Annotated in this window: 18 protein-coding genes; 3 read left to right on the forward strand and 15 right to left on the reverse strand. The window is 44.7% G+C overall.

The window, feature by feature from the left end; genetic code table 11:
• Window positions 1–264: 264 nt before the first annotated feature.
• Window positions 265–1,320 carry a lysylphosphatidylglycerol synthase domain-containing protein gene (locus tag QUA02_RS09550; protein ID WP_333026953.1) on the reverse strand — a complete coding sequence of 352 codons (1,056 nt, stop codon included), beginning with the start codon at window positions 1,318–1,320 and terminating at the stop codon, window positions 265–267.
• A 103-nt stretch (window positions 1,321–1,423) separates the two neighbouring features.
• Here QUA02_RS09550 and QUA02_RS09555 point away from each other — a divergent pair, with 103 nt between their 5' ends.
• The gene (locus tag QUA02_RS09555) at window positions 1,424–3,469 is read left to right on the forward strand and encodes a S8 family serine peptidase (RefSeq protein ID WP_333026955.1); all 2,046 of its coding nucleotides are present in this window, start codon (window positions 1,424–1,426) and stop codon (window positions 3,467–3,469) included.
• Window positions 3,470–3,738: 269 nt separating this feature from the next.
• On the opposite strand, the gene QUA02_RS09560 is transcribed toward QUA02_RS09555, so the two are convergent.
• The 13 genes from QUA02_RS09560 to QUA02_RS09620 all read right to left on the reverse strand — a co-directional run bounded on the left by QUA02_RS09560 (window position 3,739) and on the right by QUA02_RS09620 (window position 16,404).
• The gene (locus tag QUA02_RS09560; RefSeq protein WP_333026957.1) at window positions 3,739–4,218 is read right to left on the reverse strand and encodes a hypothetical protein; all 480 of its coding nucleotides are present in this window, start codon (window positions 4,216–4,218) and stop codon (window positions 3,739–3,741) included.
• Window positions 4,219–4,399: 181 nt separating this feature from the next.
• Complete coding sequence (locus QUA02_RS09565; protein ID WP_333026958.1) at window positions 4,400–5,086, reverse strand: glycosyltransferase family protein; 687 nt, start codon at window positions 5,084–5,086, stop codon at window positions 4,400–4,402.
• Between the two features lie 92 nt (window positions 5,087–5,178).
• Window positions 5,179–5,358: a hypothetical protein gene (locus tag QUA02_RS09570; RefSeq protein ID WP_333026961.1), complete on the reverse strand. Its 180-nt coding sequence runs from the start codon at window positions 5,356–5,358 to the stop codon at window positions 5,179–5,181.
• A 3-nt stretch (window positions 5,359–5,361) separates the two neighbouring features.
• Window positions 5,362–6,990 (reverse strand): glycosyltransferase family 39 protein, encoded by a 1,629-nt coding sequence (locus tag QUA02_RS09575; protein ID WP_333026962.1) that lies wholly within the window; start codon window positions 6,988–6,990, stop codon window positions 5,362–5,364.
• A 73-nt stretch (window positions 6,991–7,063) separates the two neighbouring features.
• On the reverse strand, window positions 7,064–10,036 hold the full coding sequence (gene pruA / locus QUA02_RS09580; protein WP_333026964.1) for an L-glutamate gamma-semialdehyde dehydrogenase: 2,973 nt from the start codon (window positions 10,034–10,036) through the stop codon (window positions 7,064–7,066).
• A gap of 85 nt (window positions 10,037–10,121) precedes the next feature.
• Window positions 10,122–11,027 carry a hypothetical protein gene (locus tag QUA02_RS09585; protein ID WP_333026966.1) on the reverse strand — a complete coding sequence of 302 codons (906 nt, stop codon included), beginning with the start codon at window positions 11,025–11,027 and terminating at the stop codon, window positions 10,122–10,124.
• A gap of 192 nt (window positions 11,028–11,219) precedes the next feature.
• Window positions 11,220–11,546, reverse strand: coding sequence for a DUF433 domain-containing protein (locus QUA02_RS09590; protein ID WP_333026968.1), 327 nt, complete (start codon window positions 11,544–11,546; stop codon window positions 11,220–11,222).
• A gap of 106 nt (window positions 11,547–11,652) precedes the next feature.
• Window positions 11,653–12,105, reverse strand: coding sequence for a type II toxin-antitoxin system VapC family toxin (locus tag QUA02_RS09595; protein WP_333026972.1), 453 nt, complete (start codon window positions 12,103–12,105; stop codon window positions 11,653–11,655).
• Entirely contained in the window at window positions 12,102–12,371 is a 270-nt protein-coding gene (locus QUA02_RS09600) for a FitA-like ribbon-helix-helix domain-containing protein (RefSeq protein WP_332979110.1), read from the reverse strand. Before QUA02_RS09600 ends, QUA02_RS09595 begins: the two co-directional genes overlap by 4 nt.
• Window positions 12,372–12,620: 249 nt before the next feature.
• Window positions 12,621–15,251 (reverse strand): protein-arginine deiminase family protein, encoded by a 2,631-nt coding sequence (locus tag QUA02_RS09605; protein WP_333026974.1) that lies wholly within the window; start codon window positions 15,249–15,251, stop codon window positions 12,621–12,623.
• 101 nt (window positions 15,252–15,352) lie between these two features.
• Window positions 15,353–15,694, reverse strand: a complete 342-nt coding sequence (locus tag QUA02_RS09610; protein ID WP_333026975.1) for a DUF5615 family PIN-like protein — start codon at window positions 15,692–15,694, stop codon at window positions 15,353–15,355.
• A 3-nt stretch (window positions 15,695–15,697) separates the two neighbouring features.
• The gene (locus QUA02_RS09615; RefSeq protein ID WP_333026976.1) at window positions 15,698–16,024 is read right to left on the reverse strand and encodes a DUF433 domain-containing protein; all 327 of its coding nucleotides are present in this window, start codon (window positions 16,022–16,024) and stop codon (window positions 15,698–15,700) included.
• Between the two features lie 53 nt (window positions 16,025–16,077).
• On the reverse strand, window positions 16,078–16,404 hold the full coding sequence (locus QUA02_RS09620) for a DUF433 domain-containing protein (RefSeq protein WP_333026977.1): 327 nt from the start codon (window positions 16,402–16,404) through the stop codon (window positions 16,078–16,080).
• Window positions 16,405–16,944: 540 nt separating this feature from the next.
• On the opposite strand from QUA02_RS09620, the gene QUA02_RS09625 reads away from it, so the two are divergent.
• Window positions 16,945–17,295 (forward strand): hypothetical protein, encoded by a 351-nt coding sequence (locus QUA02_RS09625; protein ID WP_333026979.1) that lies wholly within the window; start codon window positions 16,945–16,947, stop codon window positions 17,293–17,295.
• A 20-nt stretch (window positions 17,296–17,315) separates the two neighbouring features.
• Here the strand turns inward: QUA02_RS09625 and QUA02_RS09630 are convergent, their stop codons facing one another.
• Window positions 17,316–18,011, reverse strand: a complete 696-nt coding sequence (locus QUA02_RS09630; RefSeq protein ID WP_333026981.1) for a hypothetical protein — start codon at window positions 18,009–18,011, stop codon at window positions 17,316–17,318.
• A gap of 261 nt (window positions 18,012–18,272) precedes the next feature.
• On the opposite strand from QUA02_RS09630, the gene QUA02_RS09635 reads away from it, so the two are divergent.
• On the forward strand, window positions 18,273–18,473 hold the full coding sequence (locus tag QUA02_RS09635) for a type II toxin-antitoxin system HicB family antitoxin (RefSeq protein WP_333026983.1): 201 nt from the start codon (window positions 18,273–18,275) through the stop codon (window positions 18,471–18,473).
• The last annotated feature ends 6 nt before the right edge of the window (window positions 18,474–18,479 follow it).

The raw sequence follows: 18,479 nt of genomic DNA on the forward strand, positions 1-18,479 counted from the left end.
TGTTTCTTCCGTAAAATTACTGAAATAAGCAATCTAAATTTATGAATACTTTAAGAAAGAATCGGTATAATTAGCGGTACAGATCCTGTCCGGTAGCATCGGCTGTCTATGTACGCAGCGTTTCATGTCGCGCAGAATGATATAGAGGACACGGCAGTGCCGTTTCCCTACCGCGATCGATTGTAGGGAAACGGCACTGCCGTGTCCTGATTTCGGGTAAAATTAATTCCCATACAACCGGAATTGATATTACACAATACAAATTCACCTATTTTTAATTCCCCGATCGCGCTGGCGATCGATCTTCGCTAAAGCAGCACCCGAAACATCCGCCAGAATGCTAATTATCCGATACAAAGCCACCGCACTCAGAATTATACCCGTAGAAAAGCGATCGGACAGCAGGGCGATCGCCGTTGCTTCAAATACTCCCATTCCCCCCGGTGCACCCGGTACGACTAAACCGACAACAAACGCAAAACAAAAAGCACCTAACAAGTTGGGAATATTGCTAAAGTTCACCGGAGTTAAAGCCGTTACAGTTAGCAAAAAACCGCAGCCCCGCAATCCGATAAAACACATTTGTCCGATTAACGGCACTAAAGGATAGCGTTTAATTGGCAAATTAATTTGGCGGCGGGACTTGACATTAGATGTTTTTTTCGCTATATTTGAGCTAGACTCTGCACGAAAATTGAGTGCCTCGCCCGCAGCCTCCTCAGTCTTTGAATTTTCTCCATTATTCTTTGATAATTTCAACCGCTCTACAAAGAGAACGATCGGATTTAAAATTCGGGGATGAATCGCCGTTAAAATAGCAGCAAAACCGACAATCCGCAAAAACCAATTGATTTTATCAAAACACAGCAAGCCAATCAAAACGCCTGCAGAAGCCATCAGCAGCGGTTCTAACAACACGCTGAGAGTAGCAACTTTAGGCGAAAGGCCCGCCTTTTTGGCATCCAATATTCGACCCCAAAAATGCCAAATATTCCCCGGTAAATACTTGGCAATATTAGTTTTGAGAAAAACCTGAATCGCCCACGCCGCATTTACAGGTTGGCGGAATTCCCGCAAAATCAACATCCACACCCAGCCGACAAAAATTAGAGAAAATAAAGTGACGCCGAGGGCGATCGCCAGCAACGGAAAACTTTCGGCTCGAATTCGGATATTCGCGACTTCTCGCCAGTGAGTTAACAAAGCTTGGGCAATAAATAAAAACGTCCCGCCCAGAATCAAATAGCGCAAATAAGGCTTTAAACGCGCTTTCGCGAGGTTGAAAAAATTCTGAATTCGATGCAAGTGTTGTTTTCCCATTTTCCGCTCCTGATTAGTGAATTTGGGATTGTAGATTCCTTAACCACAATTTCATGTTTTAAATCTAAAATTTAGATCGATCGTACTTAAGGAGTAAATTTCTATGGCCGGCCCGAGCTCTGACGGTGTTTCCTATCTTTTAGATGATAGCCCCAACAGTTTCGCCTTGACTCCTGGCTTTTTGACTCCTTATCCTAACGGACTTTTTGCCCTCGGAGGTAACGATTTTATTGTCGGTTCGTCGGATGCCGATCGCATCAGCGGTGATAATGGTAACGATCGCATTCTCGGCGGCAGCAATTCCGATACGCTGTTCGGAGGTGCGGACAACGATTTGCTCAACGGCGGTGTCGGCAATGACTTCCTGTTTGGCGATTTCGGCAGCGATACCTTGCAGGGAGGTAAGGGAGGGGACGCCCTCGACGGCGGCGGCGGTAGCGACGTTTTAGTGGGCGATGCGGGCAAAGATACGCTGACAGGGGGTTTGGGCCCAGATACCTTTGTCCTCCGCAGCAACTCCGCAGTCTCCGATCCGGCCGCGGCAGACATTATTACTGACTTTAACAGTTTTGTGGATTCGATCGGACTGACTGACAACCTTACCGAAGCTGACTTGATTCTCGAAGAAATCTCGATCGCCCCCGGTATTTCCAATACATTAATTAAAATTCGCCAATCCAATGCTATTTTAGGCTTGGTAGCCAACGCATCTCCACAAGACCTCGCCGATACATTCATCTCTGCAACTACCGTATTGGGCAACCAACTGGATCGAGCTCGCGATTTAGGCGTTTTGGGCGGCACTCAAACGATCGCAGACTCGGTTAGCAACGCCCGGCCAGACGGCCTTTACCGCTTTACTTTGCCTGCAATTAGCGACTTTAAATTAAGTGTCAGCGGTTTGACGGCAGATGTTGACGTGGCTGTAATTAAAGATATTAACGGCGACAATTCTATTGACTTCACCGATATTATTGCTTCTTCTCAAGAATCGGATTTATCGCCGGAGTCGATCGACCTCAACGCTTTGGCAGCAGGAACTTACTTTGTCCGAGTTTATCAATACCAAGGCAGTACAAACTTTACCTTAAATCTGTCTGCAACCCCTGCAACTGTTTCTGATAACAATGCGAGCAACTTGCAAGGTTTTGACACTCGTTTCGGCTTTGGTTTGGTGAATGCCGCCGCCGCAGTTGCTAAAGCTGAGGGTGTTGCAACTTTTCCTGACGTTCCCGACTTGGGCGGCGACGAGTGGGGCAGAGATTTAATTAAAGCTCCAGAAGTTTGGGCCCAGGGCTTGACTGGAGACGGCATTGTGGTGGCAGTTATCGACAGCGGAGTTGACTACAATCACCCGGATTTGACCGGGAATATTTGGAGCAATGCGGGGGAAACCGGTGTTGATGCGATCGGTCGAAATAAAGCTAGCAACGGGGTTGATGATGACAACAATGGCTTTGTGGACGATTTTCGGGGATGGGATTTTGTCAACAGCGATAATGACCCGATGGACGATAACAATCACGGCACTCACATCTCGGGTTTAGTTGCTGCGAAAAAAGATGGGGTGGGGATTACTGGAACGGCTCCGACTGCGAAGATTATGCCTTTGAAAATACTCGATGAGGCGGGGGTGGGGAAAATTAGGGATGAAATTAATGCGATTAATTATGCGGTGGCAAATGGAGCAAAGATAATTAATGTGAGTTTGGGCGGCCTCCAGTTGAACGATCAAGAATTGAATGCTATTCGAGCCGCTGAAGCTAAAGGCGCGATCGTGATTTCGGCGGCGGGAAATGATGCTCGCCCACAAGTAGATTATCCGGCTCGGTTTGCTGGGGAGGTAGGAATTGCTGTCGGTGCTGTTACCCGAAATCGCTTGTTTGCGGATTATTCTAACCGCGCGGGAACGGAGGCGATCAATTATTTTGTTGCTCCGGGCGGCGACGGCGGCAGGGCGGATTCTGGTGACGTTTATTCAACTGTGCCGCTTTCTGAACCGGGGATTCCCTATCGATATTTTGCGGGTACTTCAATGGCAGTGCCGCACGTAGCTGGGGTAATAGCTTTGATGTTGCAGGCTAATCCAAATCTGACTCCAGCCCAAATTAAGAGGATTCTTGCAGAAACTGCCAATCGAGCGGTTTGAATTAATTGGTTATATCAATTCCGGTTGCATCGGAATTAATATAACCCAAAATCAGGACACGGCAGTGCCGTGTCCCTACAATTAATCTGGCGTAGGGAAACGGCACTGCCGTGTCCTCTATATCATTCCGGCGCAGCCGGAATAGATATAATAGCGAATTGGTAATTGATAACAGCCGTGTCCTACTCCCCGCGCCGGACACGGCATTGCCGTGTCCCTACAAATGCTTGCGTACAATCTATCTCTATCGCTACTTTTCAGAATTGGTATTAAAAATTGGCGGCGTAAGTTAAGTCAAATTGGCGGCACAGGGTGATGCAGCAGTAGTTTGGTCGATCGAATACTAACTCGTAATTCATCTGGCCGTCTATTTTGGTGATGGGCTGCTTTAAAGGGATGCCGTGAATGTCGTATTGGCGGCGTTCTAAGGCACTCCAGTCGATAATTTTGAAGTCGATTTGGTTCTGCAACTCAGTTGCGATCAGATATAGTTCCATCTTGTCTTGAACTTTCCCAGTTAGAGGGATTTTGATTAACATTGACTGGGTGACGAGGGGTTTTTGGTCGTTGGGATGCTTCTGGGTGTGGCAGCTTTTGAGTTCTATATCGTAAGGTTCTACCTTGAATTTCTCTCCGTTGGCGATCGCAGATGAGTGCAAGTCTTTCAGGGACTTTTCTAGGTGAGGGATCAGCCCTAAGTCTGGATCGCACAGCAGTTTGCGAATGTTGGAGGTTTCAGTGACTGTCATTGTAGATTGTAGATTTTTGATGTTATTTTTTGATTCTTAACTTCTAGCTTACCCCGAAAAGCAGCCCTATTGAACTATACTCGCGACATACTCCCAAAAACCCCGTTTCTGGGCCGTATGTCGCGGTGAACAAGACATTTTTTGGCAAGCAGCGGGTTTTTTTTTCCTTAATCCTTTCCGATTACTTTTTGGTAATTTTCCAGAGATTGAGCTCAACATTAGCGTCAGCCGGATCTATTTGATAGTTTTGCTGCTGAATTGCCGATCGCAAAGCTGAGGACGGTCTGTATAAAAACAACTCGCCCAAATCGCCGGGAATTTTCGGGGCTGGCGGTTTTTTCAGTACCAATTCTCGATTTTTATAGCAAGAAGTGTAACAGCGGGGTTCTATTAGCAGTTTGACTTTTGGTTCCAGGTGATAACTTAAAGGCATGATATATGCGATATTGGCATCGCTGATAATTAGGGGATTTCGGGCTTGATTGACAGTCTCAGCTACTTCCAATTCGGCCCGCAGCCAACCGCTGCCTTTATTCCACCAACTATCGGCCCCAGAACTAATTCCAGCGGATATGATACCTACAGAAAACAGTGTAACTATAACGATTTTCCACAGTTTTTGCTGTTTGAAGTTATCAAAATAGTTGCTAATTTTGGCAGACAGCAGGTAAGCTACTGCTAGCTGAATCCCCACATAACAAGGAACTAAATATCGCGGATTTGCCGATCGCCTCCCGCCTTTAAGTATATCGGGTACGGCTAAAAATATAGCGGTTGTTGCAATTAACAACAATATCAATAACCACACCCGTTTTGGTGTATGTCGGCACAGAAAATAAAGGGCATAGCCGACTAAAGCTAGCATCATTATGCCAACAGCGTGTCAGTTAAATTTGTTTCGGAATTTATCTGCTGATATTTTTGTAAATCCGAGGGCGAGATTATTTGCTGGTACGAAATTTATTTGAGCATTTCGGCTTCGGTGTAGCCAGAAACTCTCAAAGAAGTATATGTTTCGTCGATCCAGTAAAATTTGCGATCGAGATTTGCGAAGCGAAAAAATACACCAATAACTAATACAGCGATTATCAGAAAACCCAAGCATTTTCGGGGAACATTAAAACGTATTTTTCCAACCAAAATTCACTTTTTTCGCAATTTACTCAAAATTATATCTTGATTTTTTAGAGTGTAAATAGTTGGGATTTCATAAGGAGTATTTTTTTCTATTTCAGTTTTTAATTCAGGGGAAAGGAGGTACACAAAAATCTCGTTAAAATTTTGGGGAATTTTAACAATTTTAGGTGGCAATACTAAAAATTTAGCTGGGGAATTGATTAAGTAACTCAGACCGAGTAAATTGCCGATCGTATCTACACTATACACCCACAAGTCTGTTAGGAGTAATGGCCGAGAAGCTGAGTTGATTGTGCGGGCGATCGGGATGTTAATATAAGAGCGGTCTTTATTCCACCAAGAGTCTGATGACAAATAAATGCTACAGGATATAATTCCAATAGAAAGCAAAGCAGCCATAGCCAGCCTCCACAGCTTTTGGAATTGGACTTTCACTGTAGGAGATGTAATTTTTTCAGCCAGCAGGTAAGCAACAGATATCTGCATTCCTAAATAACAGGGAATCATGTAACGAGTGTTGATAGACCGAATCCCTCCCCAAATTAAGTCTGCTGGTAAGAAAATCGCTACTGTCACGGACATCAATGTCACAACAAACAACCAAACACGCATTGGTGTCTGATTTAAAAGCAAATAAAAAGAATAGCCAACAATTATTAAAATCATTAAAATAACAGGCAGGGTTAATATCAAATATAATCGCGGCAAATCCGAGTAATATCCCACATCTAAAAATTGACGACTAATGTTCAAAACCCAGTTTTTCATTAATTCTAATACTGGCATTCTTATAGACAGCCATACTGTTTTTTGACTGGCATTGTGGGAGTTTTTTATAAAAACTATAGTCCATGGAGATAGAACAATAAATCCAGCAATTGATGCTAGCAAATAGCCAATAACAGTTTTGTTAAACCGCAATTTTTCTATAATTCCTACATAGATTCCATGCCCTAGCGCCACCATTGCAAATAATAGGTGAGAATAAAATCCCAGTGCTACTGTTGCTGCATAAAGTGCCCAACTGCTGTTAGTTTTTAGCCGCATCCCCCGCAGCAAAGTTGCGCTTGAGAGTAAAACTACTAATATAAACAAGCTGTAAGGTCGAGCTTCTTGAGCGTAAACTATTTGAAAAGGCGATACAGCTAGTAATGAAACTGCCAACCAAGCTGTCAGCGAGGACTCAAATAATTCTAAGCACAGCCAATACATACAAGGCAATGCTAGCAAACTAAAAACTGCCGACATACTTCTAGTTACAGCCACTGAATCGCCGAACAGTTGCACCCAGAATCTCGTCGCTACAAAATACAGCGGGGCGAGTTGAGGTTCTTCTAATGCTAATCCTTTTACAGTATCGACTACGCTTTTTTCGGAATTAGTCCGCTGATACTTTTGTAAGTATTTAATGTCCCGAATTTGACCGTCACCTACTTGCTGAATAAACTCAGCTTCTGTATAGCCAGATATCCGCAGGGAGGTGTAACTTTCATCTATCCAGTAAACTTTCTGTCCTAGGTTGGCGAAGCGAAAGAATATGCCAAGAACTAATAAAATGACAATTACAACTCGCAGTCCCTTGGGAGGCATTGCATGAAAAGGATGCACTTTATTGCTGTTTTTAGTGATTTGCATTTGTGCAATAACTTATTTTATATAAAATTGTTTAGTAAGGTGCACCGCCCGGCGCACCCTACCAATAGGTTTTCTAGTCTACTCCTTCAATCGGCGCAAAACCTTGCCGCTGAATATTTTCGGTTATTGTGCGGGGTTCGAGGAATTGCAGCAAATAATCCGGGCCGCCAGCTTTGGAACCAACTCCCGAAAGTTTGAATCCTCCAAAGGGTTGCCGCGATACCACAGCGCCGGTGATTCCGCGATTGATGTACAGGTTTCCGACTTCAAAATCGGATGCGGCTCGATCGATATGCGAAGGTGTGCGAGAATACAATCCGCCAGTTAAAGCAAAATTAGTGCCGTTAGCAATGGTAATCGCTTCGCTGAAATTCTTGGCCCGAATCACCGACAAAACCGGGCCGAAAATTTCTTCTTGGGCGAGAGTTGCTGTCGGCGATACTTCCGTAACAATGACGGGCCCGACGAAGTAACCTGTTTCCGGTGCAGGCATTTCTAAGGCTATCTTAGCTTCGGCGCGACCTTTTTCAATGTATTCGCGGATGCGCGACTGGGCGGTGGCATCGATTACAGGCCCAACTTGAGTGCCCGGATTTTCTGCTGCGCCGACATTGAGCGATCGCGTGGCTTCTACCAATCTTGCCACAAAGTTATCGTACACCGATTCGACCACAATTACTCGCGAACAAGCGGAACATTTTTGACCGCTATATCCAAATGCCGAATAAACAACGCCTGCAACTGCTTGGTCTAAATCGGCACTTTCATCGACAATAATTGCATTCTTGCCGCCCATTTCAGCAATTACTCGTTTCAGGTGTTTCTGCCCCGGCTGCAAAATCGCGGCATCGGCATAAATCCGACAGCCAACTTCTTGAGAACCGGTGAAAGTAATCATGTGAACGTCGGGATGTTTCACCATGTAAGCGCCCACCGTTGAACCTTTGCACGGCACGTATTGAAATACGCCTTTGGGAATGCCGGCTTCTAGCAAAATTTCTGTGATTTTTGCGGCAATTACTGAGGAAAATTCCGCAGGTTTGAGCAAAGTGCAGTTACCTGCAACCAGCGATGCAACTGTCATGCCGACAGGAATTGCTAGGGGGAAATTCCAAGGGGAAATAATCAAAGAAATGCCGCGCGGCTGATAGCTGTAGCGGTTGGTTTCTCCGGCTATGTCGTAATTTTGCCCTTGTTCCAACCGTTCCATTTCGTCGGCGTAGTAGCGGCAAAAATCAATAGCTTCGGAAACTTCGGCATCGCATTCTCTGACAGGTTTTCCGACTTCAAACACCATCCAAGCTGACAGTTCGTGCCGTCTTTTTTCCATCAGTTCTGCTGCTTTTCGCAGGACGCCGGCGCGCTGTCTGACGGGGGTTTTTCGCCAACCGAGAGAGGCATCTTTGGCTGCTTGCAGGGCAAGTTTTGCTTGTTCTTCGGAAAGCAATCCGATTTTACCAACTACTTCTGCGGGGTTGGAAGGGTTGAGGGAATTGACTGTGGTTTCGGTATTTTGATATTCGCCGTTAATTAGGGGTAAATAGGTTTGTCCTAAGATACCCCGTACTGATTTGATGGCTGTTTCTGCTTGTTGCCGCAATTCGGTATTGGCGTAGTCTGTATCGGCGACGTTGGGAAATACTTTGCTGTAAACTAGCTGGTCATTTCCATTAGCTACTGGCGCGGCTAACAATTGGTCGATCGGCATTTCTTCGGAACTTTGCCGGATAAAGGAACTGTTGGCGGTATTTTCCAGCAAACGGCGGATCAAATATGCCATTCCCGGCAGCAAATCGCCGTAGGGGCAGTAGACTCGGACGCGATAACCCCGATCGACTAAAAGCTTAGCCAATTTGTCGCCCATGCCGTACAGTACCTGCATTTCAAAGCGGCGGCGCGGTATATTGAGAGTTTCGGCAATGGCGATCGCCCTCGCTTGCGATCGAACGTTGTGGCTAGCAATTGCGGCATACAAATATTCGTGATTTTCTAGCAGCAACTGCGTCATTTCCTCAAAGTTGGCATCTGTCGCAACTTTGTCATTGTAGACAGGCTGCGGCCAATCTTTCTGCATCGCTTTGATAGTTTCCTGATCCCAGTAAGCACCTTTTACCAGACGCACTGTTAGCGGATTTCCGCGCAATTTTGCCCAGCTAACAATATCTTGCAAATCTTGTTTGCTGTCGCGCAAATATGCTTGCATGGTAATTCCCACATCCGTGCGATCGCGAAACTCTTCCTCTAACAATAACTCTTTGAGAATGCTGAGAGTTAAACTCTTGTAGGCGTACTGTTCCATGTCAAAGTGAACGGCCGCCCCCAACTCCTTCGCGCGACGCAGTAAAATGCGAATTCTCTCGCTGACTTTCTCCTCGCTGCCTTTAGCATCCAACGGGTCAAACTGAGAATAAAAAGCGGTTAATTTGACAGATACTTGCACTCGCGGCAAAGTTTCACCATCAGCTTTGTCTATGGCATCTACCTGCGACCAATTCTTCGCTGCATTGCTCAATTCCGCCATCAATTCCAAATAGCGGTTAAGATAAATTTGCGCCTCAGTTTCAGTAATCACAGCTTCCCCCAAAAGGTCAACTGTAAAACCCATTTTATCTTTGCGAAGCCGCTCTAAAGTTTTAACAACCTGCTTGATATTTTCCCCAGAAATATACTTGTGCGCCAAAGTTTCCACAGCAGGCGCAACCGTTGTCGCCGCCAATTGTCCGGGAATCGAATCAGCGTTAGTAAAATTGAGCAATTTTTTCAAAGCTTCGGGCAATTCTACCTCTTGGGCGGTCAGGTATTCTTGCAAGTGGCGGGCAATTTCCGGCTTGCTGCGCAGGGCGGGCAAACAGTCAATAAATCTAAACAATTGCACCCGCAGTCCGGGGCTGGCCATTGCCCAATCCATCAGTTTGTCGTCCCAGCGCATTTGGTCTTGCAGTTGGCCGAAAAAAGAGCGCTTTTTGTCTTGAGTTGCCTTCAGGATTTCTTTGGCAATTTCTTGGGTTTTTGCTTCGTAGATGCTTGGAGATACTTGTGCGATCATTGGTAATTAGTAATGGGTAATTTGTAATTGGCAACCAGGGCGAGTTTATGTATTTTTTAACTACCCCCCGATACAATTATACTTGCTATTTGACTTCAATTCTAACACCGTAGTTTGCTTGGCGATCGCCGGAAATTTCAATAGTATAATCGCCGCTGCTGGCTAGTTGACCTTGCCACTGACTTGTGCTATTTGCAGTGCCCACTTTTTCACCGTTAGGAGCAATAATTGCTGCGCTAACATCACCTTCTTGAACCTTTACTGTCATGCTTTGGCCGCTATTGCATTCTAGCAAGTAGCGCTTGGATTTGTTGGCTCGCAAACTATTGCTCAGAGTAGTTCCCGTAGCACCGGCTTGAAAGTTAACTCGCTCCGTTACAGGAGTTTCTACCGCAGCGGGAGAAGGAGAAGGCAGCGGCGACGGCGAAGCAAGTTGCGGAACCGCAGACAGGGAGGGTATTTGAGTGGGAATGGGCGACGGGGCGGTTGCTGATGGCCGTGCCGTGCTTGGTGCTGGGGGAACTCCGGGCAGGCGGTTGGCGGGCGCTGCTGCCACAGGCGGAGGGCTTTGGGGGAGGGGTACGTCAGCGGGCAGTCTGATTTGAATGTTCGCTCTTTCCTGATACATTCTCCACGCTAGCAAACTGCCGAGACTGAGCACGGAACCGACTAACATTCCGCTGAGAAAAACTGCCAAGATTTGCCAAATTCGAGCTGGTTTCGGTTCGAGACTCGCCGTTTGAATTATTGGAGGCGGATAACTTGCAGGTTGAGTTGTTTCCGGCGCGATATCGGCGGCAATTGGAATTGTTTCGGCTTCATCCATTGCGGTTGAAATATCTTCGGGCGCGGCAATTTCAACCGGAGTTTCTGCGGGTTCGGAAGTTGAATCAGCGCTGACAATTGCAGTGCGATCGAGCTCATCGCTGGTAGGAGAAATTGTTTCCGGTTGCTGAGTCAAAATTTGATTTTTTTCCTGTTCGTCGCTCATAAGGCTAAATTTATTTTAGAAAGACCGCTTTTAGACATTTTACGTTACTGGTGCGATCGGCTGCACTGAAATTATCTAGCAGAAGGAAGAAGGCACGACACGGATTTTGACACGGATACACGGATTAATTATCGAGCGTCAGGCAAAAGTTAGAAGGAAGATTGTTCATCTGCATACAAACCTGCCATGATATTAGTCTATATCGTTCAACTTAATTACTGCTTCAATCTCGTCAGGAAATGCTTCAGCATAAGCCCAGGCATTTTTCAAGTCGCTAGCACTAAGATGCGGATAATCTTCTAAAAGTTGAGCATCAGTTGCACCTAATCGACGAGACTCTACCAATCCCCAAACACAAATTCTAGTCCCGGCAATCCTGGCATTACCGCCGACTATACCGGGAGTTTTTTCAATTCCCTGCCAGGTGTTAGCTAAACTTTGAGCTAATATCTGTATTGCTTGAGCTTTCTCGGGCGGAGTCAGGGAAAGCAGTTGCGGTTCTAATTCTTTTAGTGTCATAGTTGATCAGCGGTTTGGCTGCTGGGAATGTCGTATCTATATTATAGCGATCGATCTTTTTACTAATAAGAATAAACAAGTGAATTAATTTCCTATAAAGCTAAGGCTAATGCGGTGTTGGTACATCGAAATCGTTAAACGATAGAACATTATAAGATGTGCCTGCTAAAGCTCTGACTAGCTTTTGGTCGAGAGTTAGCAAAGGCGCGTCAACTTGCTGTGAAAGAGCAACGTAACTGCCATCATAAGCAGAAATTCCATAATTTAAGGCGATATTTGTTGCATCTAAAATCAGTTCAGCAGTAGATACTGCACGCAAGGATAAAGCTCTAAGATTAGCTAAATCTGTTGGAACATCGGCAGCAGCGTAAAGTCCAGCACGGACATACTTCCAGATAATATTTGCACACTCAATATAAAACAGATCGGGTACAAATATTTCAGTCTGTGGAATTTCAAGATGGGTAAACAATTGAACGACTTTAGATGACAGCGGATCGGGGATAAATTGCTTAATCCCCACGCTAGCATCGACTACGCACCTCACTGGATTGGTCATCTGTCGCGATCCTCTCTAATTAAAGCGGTACTATCTAGTATCATCCCCATATTCGCCGGACGAGACTCGCGACGGCGGCTGATTTCTGCCAATAGTTCTGTTACAGACTTTTTACGTTTTCCTGAGAGGGGTTTTGTCTCTGTTGACAACTCGGCTTCTAAAATGGCGATCGCAAACGCGCTAATCGAGCGGTTTTGAGCCGCGGCTAACTCTTGCAGTCTCGCGTACAATTCCTCTGGTATATTTTCTATTTGCAGGGTAGCCATTTGTTAAACTCCTAGCATAGTTTTCCTAAATATTAGCATAGGAAGGCGGGTTGAGGAGATAGTTACTTTTAAATATAGATTGTTGGTAACACCCACCCATTGTATCTTCAAAAAAAGACGTATCTTGCGATTTACCGTTGGGTGGGGGCGGGTTTATGAGATTGTTAGTTATAGGCGCGTATTGTTGGTGGAACCCGCACCTACAAATTACCCATTACCCATTCCCCATTCCCCATTCCTCATTACCCATTAGTAATTATTAGGCAAAGACTGCCAAAAAGGCTGCTCTTCTGACTTCCTCACAGTATTCGTCGCCGACTGCACATTTCCTTTCAATTCTTGATAATACCTGTCATCCAGAAAACTAACGCTGACGCCAGCAGGAAGCAGCAGTTGGCGCAATCTTTCTTGAGTGTAATCTACACCGTCAATCATTGGCCCGCGCGGATTTGAAACTAACAACTTGCCGTTAACTGGCACCGAATTGACCATATTCGGCCACCAAGCATAACCGCTGTAGCCAAACATCACCGGAACTTGAATAATTTGGTCGTCTCCGAGTAAAAACTCTCTTTTCAACTTCTCTACAATCGGATTGAGTTTCTGCTTTTGCAAATAGAGATTGTGTTGAATTAAAGCGCGATTTTGCAAGGCGGCGCTGACTGTTGTTTTAGTGCTCAAACCGCGATTAATAGTGACATCGCCGTAACCTCTTCCCTCCAATTCTTCCAACAGCTTAACTCCTGCTTCTGGACTGGCGATCGCCATTACATATTTTCCGGGAGTTTGACTCGGAATAAAATTGATAATTTCATCGACTTGGCGAGTCAAAAGCCAAGAAGTATCAATATCCACTGGCGGGCCTTGAATTCTCTGAGCTTGAATAAAATCAAGTACCTCTGGATTAAAACTAGCATTTCCCGAATTCCCGTAATAAACTCGACCCATTGGGTGTCCGGGAATCGGCGGTGTCACCTGCAAATTTCCGTATCCGTCAGACCACTGAGTTATAGGGTCTAAAGAGCGAGGATTGCCAATGTTAAATACTTTTAAATCCCGGTCTTGAGTTAATTTATCAGGCTTGTTAATAGCTGGATTGCTATTGCTTTTTAGGGCTACATTAAACTGGCGTATTTCGGAGTTTTCGGGAAGTTGAACGTATCCGTTTTTCTGGGTATCTTGCATCCAAGTGCGATCGCCCTGGATAATTTTTACTTGAGCGCCCGTGGGTTCTACTGCTTGTTTTAGTTGGGAGATGAATTCGCTGTTTGCCGAGCCTCTGTCGCTGACCGTAACTTCGGTTACTGGTGCTGTATTGGGCGCTATCATCCAAGGACTAACGCCCATTTGGATCGTTGTGGAGGCGATTTCTTGACCGTTGTTTTGGGCAGTTGCTTTAAGATTAACTTTGCCGTTCCAGTTGCGATCGGCAAATTGTTTTGCTTCGACACCTAAAACAATCTCCGTGCTGAAAACTAGAGGTTGAGCACCGGATATATCTACAGGTTGCCAGCCGTCGCCAGTCTTCTGAAAAACGCTGATGTGAGGGCTAGCAATGCTGTCAGCCGTAATAAATAATTGAGAGGTTTTGAAGTTTTCAGACAGTGTTAAGTTAACTTGAGAAAGCATTGCTGCGCGGCGGGGAGCGCTAACTTTGGTTTGTTGCCAAGTCGGTATCTTGCCGCGATCGTTATTGCGATCGTTAAATAAAATTAGCGCGCCGCTGGACAAAGACCATTGTTCTTTTCCGGCTTCGTCTTGCTCGTTAATTTGGCCGTCTCTGTTGGTATCTCCCGCAAAGAAAAAGTTCGACGGCGACGCGGCGGGTGTCACTGGGGCGATAGTTGGTGTTGCGGTTGGTTGTTGAGGAGTTGGTTGAGAAGTTGCTTGCTGATTTCTCTCTAATTCTTGCCTTTCTAGTTCTTTTTGTGCTAATTCTTGCCTTTCTAGTTCTTTTTTTGCTAGTTCTTTTTGTGCTAACTCTTGTCTTTTAAGTTCTTGTTGTTCAAGTTCTTTCCTGGCTAATTCTTGCCTTTGGAATTCTTGTTGTTCAAGTTCTTTCCTGGCTAATTCTTGCTTTTCAAACTCTTGCCTTTCAAGTTCTTTCCTGGCTAATTCTTGCCTTTCAAGTTCTTTCCTGGCTAATTCTTGCCTTTGGAATTCTTGCCTTTCAAGCTCTTTTCTAGCTAAGTCTTTTTTCTCTTGCTCTTTTCTCTCTATTTCTCGACGAGCAAACTCTTTTTTCTCTTGCTCTTTGCGGGCTCGCTCTCTTATCTCTTCTTCCTCGGCTCTAATTTTCTCAATAGAACGTGCGACTTGCATTTCATAGGTAGCGACACTGAGGTTTCCTTGATATTCGATGGTTTTGTCGATCGCCCGATCGGCCAAAAAAGAATCGTGAGGAATGAGTCGCAGCGTATTGATAGCCAACTGCCACAGCCGCTGGGACTGTTCCCAGGTAGCAGAAGAAGGATTAGAAGTGCGTCCAATTAAGACTGCTTGGGCGGCTAATTTAGCAGCATCGTCCCAATTATATTTGGCTCTTTCTTCTATTTGAATCTGAATTTGAACGTTTTGGAGTTGCTGCGTCAGAGTTTGGGATTGCTGGCGGTGGATTTCTGGTTTCCAAGGTTCTAGGAAAAACGGGGTGCTGTCGGGAGTTTTGGCAAGGTTATCTAATTGTACTTTGAGGCGATCGCGCACTTTGTAGAGTTCCGAAAGGGATTGCGGAGTTTCGCTGTCTGGCTGTCGCCCAGAGATTGCGAGTTGGTAGTTTAGGGAAGGTTGAGCCACTGTTGCGGGGACTGCAACCCAAATAATACCGATGACGACACCGAAAGCATTGATAATGGCGATCGCAATATATCGAACCCAGCGCATATAGTTTATCCTCAGACACGCCAATAATTTTACCTAATCTTGGGAGAAATGGGGAATTTAATTATAAGATTTTAGGATGGGTTTGGGCGATCGGCTTTTTTTCATGTCGAAGGACGGTTAACTCGAATCAATTTACCGTTCAAAGTATCGATCGCAGAAATAGCCTCATTAATTCGGGTCGCCTGTCTTTCCCAGTTGGTATCTTGAGTACAAATGATAATACCAGCATGGTTGGGTTGTGAGCGATGCAGTCGAATGAAATCCCATCGCTTGAGAGTCAAAACTGCTCGCTCATTACTCACAGCAAAAGCCAATACATCCTCATCGGGAATCCCTAATCCTGCGTTTCCGGCTTCTTGAACTGTTAATACATCGTGACCTAAAGGTCGAAGAAACTCAACTACTGGCAACGGATACTGTTTGTCTGCATAAAGTCGCGCCATGTTTTAGGCTTCCTCATTTTCTTTGATTACTTGTTCAATTTCTTCTGGGTAAGCATCAGCATAAGCCCAAGCATTGACTAAATCAGCCGCCGTCAAATGGGGATAGCACTTCAAAAGTTCAGCATCGCTGCATCCGAGACGGCGATAACCCACAAGTACCCAAACTTGTATGCGAGTATTGCCGATACAGGCATCCCCTCCACATACACCGGGAGTTTTTTTAATGCCTAAAGAACCGTTGCTTAAATTTTGAGTTAGGATGCTGATTAGTTTAGCTTTATCAACTGCATTTAAGGTTGAGATTTGAGTTTCTAATTCTTGTATAGTCATAAGTACGATCGCCGGAATATATTATCTAGATTATAGCAAATTCGCGCCATGTTTTAGGCTGCCTCATTTCTAGCGATCGCTACTTCAATTTCCTCTGGGTGTGCCTCAGAATAAGCCCAAGCATTCGCCAACTCTGCTGCACTCAAATGAGGAAAGTCTTGCAAAATCCGCACATCATTTGCACCCAGAATGCGATAATTTACCATCGACCAAATAGGTATGCGAGTATTGGCGATTCTAGCATCGCCACCACACACGCCCGGAGTTTTTTCGATTCCTTGCCAAGTATTGCTTAAACTTTGAACTAATAGCTGTATTGCCTGAGTTTTTTCACCGGGAGTTAAGGCAAGGAGTTGTTTTTCTAATTCTTTGAGTGTCATTGTTGGCTATCTAATTAAGATTGAATAACATAAAGTTCGGTTGGAAGACATGGCACTGCCATGTCCCTACAAACAATTCGGGTAGGGATACGGCACTGTCGTATCCTGACAAATGCCTGCAATTAACCTGAATTTGAATGCAATCTATTAGCTAGATTATAGCGTTTGAATCAGTACGATCGCCCTCGGCGCTGCCAAATTCTGGCAATACTGATTCCCGACCTGTAGCTGCAATTGAAAAAATGGTAGAATTTTATTAATGCGCGATCGAGAAAATCATACACCGCTATTGTAGAAATTATTCGCAGGAATTACGCACTCAGACCAAACAAACAGATTTTTTAAGATAATCTGTAGCTGCGTGCGAAGTATTTTGGAAAAAAACAATTTCCAGCCGCGCACTCAAACCAAAGAAATCGGGTATTTCAGGGAATTTGTGGCTGTGTAAGAAGTATTTTCGCAAAAAACCCGGTTTCTGCTTTCCCGCGAGTCAATCCTAGATTTATTATTTGCTTTCTCCATAAGATAGAGGTAAAAATCGTGAAATCGCGCTGTTATTTTCTAATTTTTATCCTTATTGGATTATCCTTAACAAATTGCCAACAGCAGAATTCATTTCAAGAAGTCGATCGCACATTTAAAAAGAGTAATGCGATCGAACAACACAATTTTAACTTGCCAGCGGGCGATCGCACGGTCGAACGAACTAACAACATCCAAGCAAGTCCGAAGAGTGGGAAGTTCGATCGAACTACCAACTCACCGGAAGAAAGTGCGATCGTGTTAGGAATTTTCGGGTTTTGTTTGATGTGTTATTTATTAGTTTGGAAGTTTCGCGGGAGGGAAGAAGCTAACAAGATGCTGAGAAGAATCAGAAGAAGAGTGAAGTGAGGATAGATACTTGCTAAACCTCATTTTTTCTTAGTGCGGTTGCGTTTTCTCGATTCAGCCGCCGTATTTTTGGCTTTTTTTTGTTTTTCTTTACTTGCTGTAGATCCATTCACAGCACTACCACTTATCGGTTGGCTGGAAAATCCCGATGTATCGGAGTTTTTAGCTGCCATTAGAGGAGCAATGCTAGCATTATATATCTCCTGAAATTGTGTTAGACCTTCCCCCGTACTTATATCAAACCCTGCTTGATGACCGAGCGTTACAAAGGATTTGGCAAATCCAAATTTAGAGGAATCTTCCATAATCTCCTTAAATTCCGGCTCGATATCCCGCAGGTATTTGATAATTGAAGTGGCATTTCGCAGTTTAAATTCTCGCTTCAAAAATTGCCATAACGCCAATAATTCCGGGATAGCATTTTCACCTTCTTCCGGCGAAAGCAAACTCACTTTCCTGGGAAACAACTCTTCCACTACAGTTGCCACATCTTCCACTTTCATGCGAGGCAGCGTAAAACCTTCATAGCCGAAACCGTAATAAATGAACTGCGAGATCCAAAATCCAACGTCTGGATAAGTTTTACAGTATTCTTCTCCTTCGGGAGAATTGACAAATAGCTCGATTAGCGTTTCCTGATAATCTTCCAGGAGTGGTTCTGCTTCGTCATAATCTAGGTCATTGAGTTGGCGGATATTAAAAGGTTTATCTGACATAGTTGAAAATTTTTTAATTTAATTGACGTTAGCTCTAAGGTTAGTACAATTTTGGCAGTTCTATTAATTCTTTAGGATTTCATTATATTTAAAAAATCTCCGCTCGCAGGTATATTTGACTAGCACCGATCGCCCGTGACTATTTAAACCAGGCTAGCATGGCATAGGGCGATCGCCCTCTCCACAAAAGAGCTATCGATGTGATATGATATCCAAATAAAACTATAATTGTTTGAGCTTGGCAGTCCGCCACTTCAAATTATGAAGTCAACACAACAGTTTACAGCAATTATTGAACGAGAAGGCGACGGATATATATCCCTTTGCCCGGAACTTGATATTGCCAGCCAAGGTGACAATATAGAAGCAGCGCGACGAAATCTAATCGAGGCGCTAGAACTATTTTTTGAAACAGCAGATCCTTCTGAATTCAAAAATTGGCTGCATAGCGATCGCCCTTAAGTACAA

The organism is Microcoleus pseudofavosus SVA1_A4, from assembly GCF_036700565.1.
Lineage (GTDB): Bacteria > Cyanobacteriota > Cyanobacteriia > Cyanobacteriales > Microcoleaceae > Microcoleus.